Genomic DNA, 3,905 nt, shown 5'->3' with positions numbered 1-3,905 from the left:
GCCACGTATCCCGAAAGACCGTCTGGCGCACCGTCAACACATCGATGCGCATCCGGTGAAGTGGCTTCTAAGGTTAGTCGACAATACTCGCAAGTGGTTTTTTAGATTTTCTGCATCTTTTTTCACAAACCCAAATTTCTGCCTGTTTTTAAGGGCTTGATGTAATTATCCGCCTGCTCAGGTCGCAGTAAACGCAATTTTCTTAGGCAGAATAGAAACGGAACATACCAGATCTTGGGTTATCCACAGATCCCTCCACAAGAACCCCCATTTCGGCGCAGTACTGGGCCCGTTTTGTGTCTCCAGTTCGCCATCAAGTCGTCCAAGCTGATGGAATCACGCCTTTACGCAACCTGCCTTTTCCGCCCGAAAGCAACATAGCGCGTCGCGACAAGCGCAAGGATCACGCCCAGGTAGATCAGCGGTTCAATTTGAAAACCCTTCACGAGCCATAAATAGTGTACCGCACCAAAAATGGCTGCCGGATAGGTCAGTTTGTGCATCTTCCGCCATGCCGCAGCGCCCATCTTGCGGATCGACCGGTTGTTCGATGTCAAAGCAAGCGGAATCAGCATCACGAAAGACGCCATACCCACGGTGACATAAGGCCGCTTCACAATCTCGGTCCAGACCCGACTGACGCTTTGCACATCGAGAATTGCGAAGACGAGGAAATGCGCAAGTATGAAGAAAAACGTCGTCACGCCGATCGCGCGCCTGAACTTCAGCAGGTTGATACCCGTCCACGTCCGTAGTGGTGTCACCATAAGCCCCGCGACCAGCAAGATCAGGCCGACCTCACCGTAGGCACGTTCAAGAACGTTGATCGGCTCAACCAGATAAGGGCCGATCTGGTTGAGGGCCAGCCAGAATTGCCAAACAGCATAAAGCGCGCCACCTACATAGATCGTCCATGCCGGTATCTTGCGGAGTGCGCCGTTCAAGGTGCCTGCGATATCCATCTTCTTAACTTTCTGTCTTTGCAACGATCCAGGGCGCATCGCCCGACCCATCAGAAAAACTTGCCCAGGTCCATGCCTTCATAAAGGCCAGCAACTTCCGGATAACCATTGAACATCAGCGTATCCTGGCGGGATGCAAACAAGCCTCCTCCGATGCGCCGCTCGGTTGCTTGGCTCCAGCGCGGGTGATCCACGGTGGGGTTCACATTACTGTAGAAGCCATATTCGCGCGGCTGCAGCTTATTCCAGCTCGTCGGTGGTTCACGATCCGTCAGCGTGATCCGCGAGATCGACTTGATCGACTTGAAGCCATACTTCCACGGCACCACCAAACGGATCGGTGCACCGTTTTGATTATACATCGGCTCATCATAAATACCGGTTGCCATGATCGTCAGCGGGTGCATCGCTTCATCAAGGCGCAGGCCTTCGACATAAGGGAATTCAAGAACACGGCGCTGCACGCCAATCATGTTGTCGGGCTGAACGACGGTCTCAAACGCCACATATTTGGCACCGGATTGGACACCAACTTTGTTGAGGATGTCGGCAAGTTCGATCCCGTTCCACGGGACGACCATTGACCATGCCTCCACACAACGGAGGCGGTAAACGCGATCTTCAACAGACAGCCCCGCCAACAAGTCATCCAGCGCATAATCGCCCGGATTGTCGACCATGCCATCCACTTTGATTGACCAAGGTGATGTCACAAGCTTGTGGGCATTCGCCGCAGGATCACCCTTGCCCGTGCCGAACTCATAGTAGTTGTTGTAGCTGGAAATCTCTTCCAGCGTATTGGGTTCCAAGTCGCTTTGCGCAGATGCACGGCCAGCCAGACCAATCGCCCCCAGACCGAGCGTGCCTGCCAGTATCTGGCGGCGGTTCAAGTAAGTGGCCTTTGGCGTGATGTCGTCTTTGGTCAAGTCGTTGGTCCAGCGGTATGCCATTTGGTGCTCCGTTCGTTTGCGTCTTTCCGATCATATAGGGGAGAATTCCTGAAAGATGTCTCACGATGCCGCCAGATCATTGAAATGTTCCAAAAACGGGGCCGTATTATCACGGCGTTTCACACAGGTGTTACTGGAAATGGCCAAATGTTGCGGCTTTGGCGGAATGGATGACCGGTCATGCGGCAGTCACAGGAATTTCATGGTGATCTGGTCGCAAAACCAAGCGTAGAAATCCCGATCCCCAGACCAGTGAATCTGCATATCAATGGAGAAATCACATGCTAAGAGGAACATTCATCGCAGCAACCGCGGTGCAAAAGACATCGTCGATACAGCCGCTAACGCAGGCAGATTCACAACGTAGGTCGCTGCGGTACAGGCCGCAGGTTTGGACGAACGCCGCGCCGGTAACCGCTATATGAAGATGGAATTGCGACCAAAGCGATAGCTTCCTTGGTCAGGCAAGATGCGATGCGCACTGTCAGCGAACCGCTTCATGGTCAGTCGGAAGGTCACGGAACCCAATCTCTTTTGCTTACGTGGCAACGTAGCGATCACGCCGGTGGTTAATCGCAATTATCAGGTTCAGAACAATCGCGCCCACGACGGAGTACATGACGATCTCTGTGTCGAACAAAAAGAACGCCATGCCGAACAAAGCCCCGTCAAAGATCAGCTGCACCCAACCCGCCCGAAACCCCGTCGTGTCCTGGATCAGAAGTGCCACAACGCCCAACCCACCCAAGGAGCCATTGTGCCGGAACAGCGCCAAAAGGCCCAAGCCGGTCAAAGCGCCGAATGCGACCGCACCCAACAGCGGGTCGAGATGATCGAACACCATGCCCAGTGGAATAAGCTCTGTCAGCACAGACAGAAGCGAAACCGAGATCAGTGATTTCACTGTGAATGCCGTCCCCAGCCGTTTCCATGCCAAAGCGTAAAAGGGGATGTTCACCAAAAAGAAGACCAAACCGAAGGAATAACCCGTCAGATATGAAACGACGACCGCGATACCCGCAGTCTGGCCAGTAATCAGACCGACAGTTGTCAGCATATGCACGCCAATGCCTGCAAGAAATATTCCCAGCGAAATACCCTGGACGTCATCGATGAAAGAATGGCCGGATTTTGGGTGGGTTTCAGACATGCTGCATATATAGGGCAGTATTCCTGACCTACAAGCAGAAAATCCTAAGCCCGCACGACACCCCCAAAGGCCACACCCGACAGATCGGCCATATCCCGTTTCCATGTCGTCAGATCGTCGGCATTAAACTTGGACAGGTGATCGTGTCCACAAGCGCGCGCCATAACTTGCATGAGTTCCACGCTCGCCCCGAAGAAATTCGCCAATTGCTTGGCGGAGCTTTCAACGATGATGCGGCTGGCCAGTTCTGGCCGCTGCGAGGCGATCCCGACGGGGCAATTGTTGGTATGGCACGCCCGCATCGCGATACATCCAATCGCCTGCATCGCCGCATTTGAAACGGCGATCGCATCAGCGCCCATGGCCAATGCCTTGATGAAGTCCGCAGGCTTGCGCAGGCCCCCTGTAATCACCAGCGACACATCCTGCCGCCCCAACAAGTCCAGGTGCCGCCGCGCCCGCGCCAAAGCCGGGATTGTGGGCACAGAGATATTGTCGCGGAAGATCGTCGGCGCTGCACCTGTGCCACCGCCGCGTCCATCAAGGATGACGTAGTCAACACCAACCTCAAGGGCTGCATCAATGTCCTTCTCAATGTGCTGCGCCGACAACTTATAGCCTATCGGAATACCGCCGGTCCGGTCACGGACCTCATCCGCGAAAGTTTTAGTTTGCGCAGGTGTCGTCCAATCGGGGAACCGCGGAGGCGAGATCGCGTCCTGCCCTTCTTCCAGCCCGCGCACGTCGGCGATCTTGCCTTTCACCTTATGGCCGGGAAGATGCCCGCCAGTGCCAGTCTTCGCCCCCTGCCCGCCTTTGAAATGGAACGCCTGCACCTTATCC

Annotated in this window: 4 protein-coding genes; all 4 read right to left on the bottom strand. The window is 54.7% G+C overall.

Going from position 1 to position 3,905, the window contains the following annotated elements:
- Positions 1-344: 344 nt before the first annotated feature.
- The gene (msrQ, locus tag ACFDSS_RS14020) at positions 345-962 is read right to left on the bottom strand and encodes a protein-methionine-sulfoxide reductase heme-binding subunit MsrQ (RefSeq protein ID WP_375256339.1); all 618 of its coding nucleotides are present in this window, start codon (positions 960-962) and stop codon (positions 345-347) included.
- 50 nt (positions 963-1,012) lie between these two features.
- On the bottom strand, positions 1,013-1,912 hold the full coding sequence (gene msrP, locus ACFDSS_RS14015; protein ID WP_375256338.1) for a protein-methionine-sulfoxide reductase catalytic subunit MsrP: 900 nt from the start codon (positions 1,910-1,912) through the stop codon (positions 1,013-1,015).
- A 538-nt stretch (positions 1,913-2,450) separates the two neighbouring features.
- Positions 2,451-3,062 (bottom strand): YitT family protein, encoded by a 612-nt coding sequence (locus tag ACFDSS_RS14010; RefSeq protein ID WP_375256337.1) that lies wholly within the window; start codon positions 3,060-3,062, stop codon positions 2,451-2,453.
- Between the two features lie 44 nt (positions 3,063-3,106).
- Positions 3,107-3,905: FMN-binding glutamate synthase family protein (locus ACFDSS_RS14005; protein WP_375256336.1), on the bottom strand; the 799-nt coding region annotated here is incomplete at its 5' end.

It is taken from the genome of Yoonia sp., from assembly GCF_042093035.1.
GTDB lineage: Bacteria > Pseudomonadota > Alphaproteobacteria > Rhodobacterales > Rhodobacteraceae > Yoonia.
The sequence above is the reverse complement of the archived record's forward strand: the minus strand, read 5'-3'. Positions and strand labels throughout refer to the sequence as shown.

Coding starts and splice junctions, on each gene's coding strand:
- msrQ (WP_375256339.1), bottom strand. CDS start 962: ATGGATATCGCAGGCACCTTGAACGGCGCACTCCGCAAGATACCGGCA.
- ACFDSS_RS14010 (WP_375256337.1), bottom strand. CDS start 3,062: ATGTCTGAAACCCACCCAAAATCCGGCCATTCTTTCATCGATGACGTC.
- msrP (WP_375256338.1), bottom strand. CDS start 1,912: ATGGCATACCGCTGGACCAACGACTTGACCAAAGACGACATCACGCCA.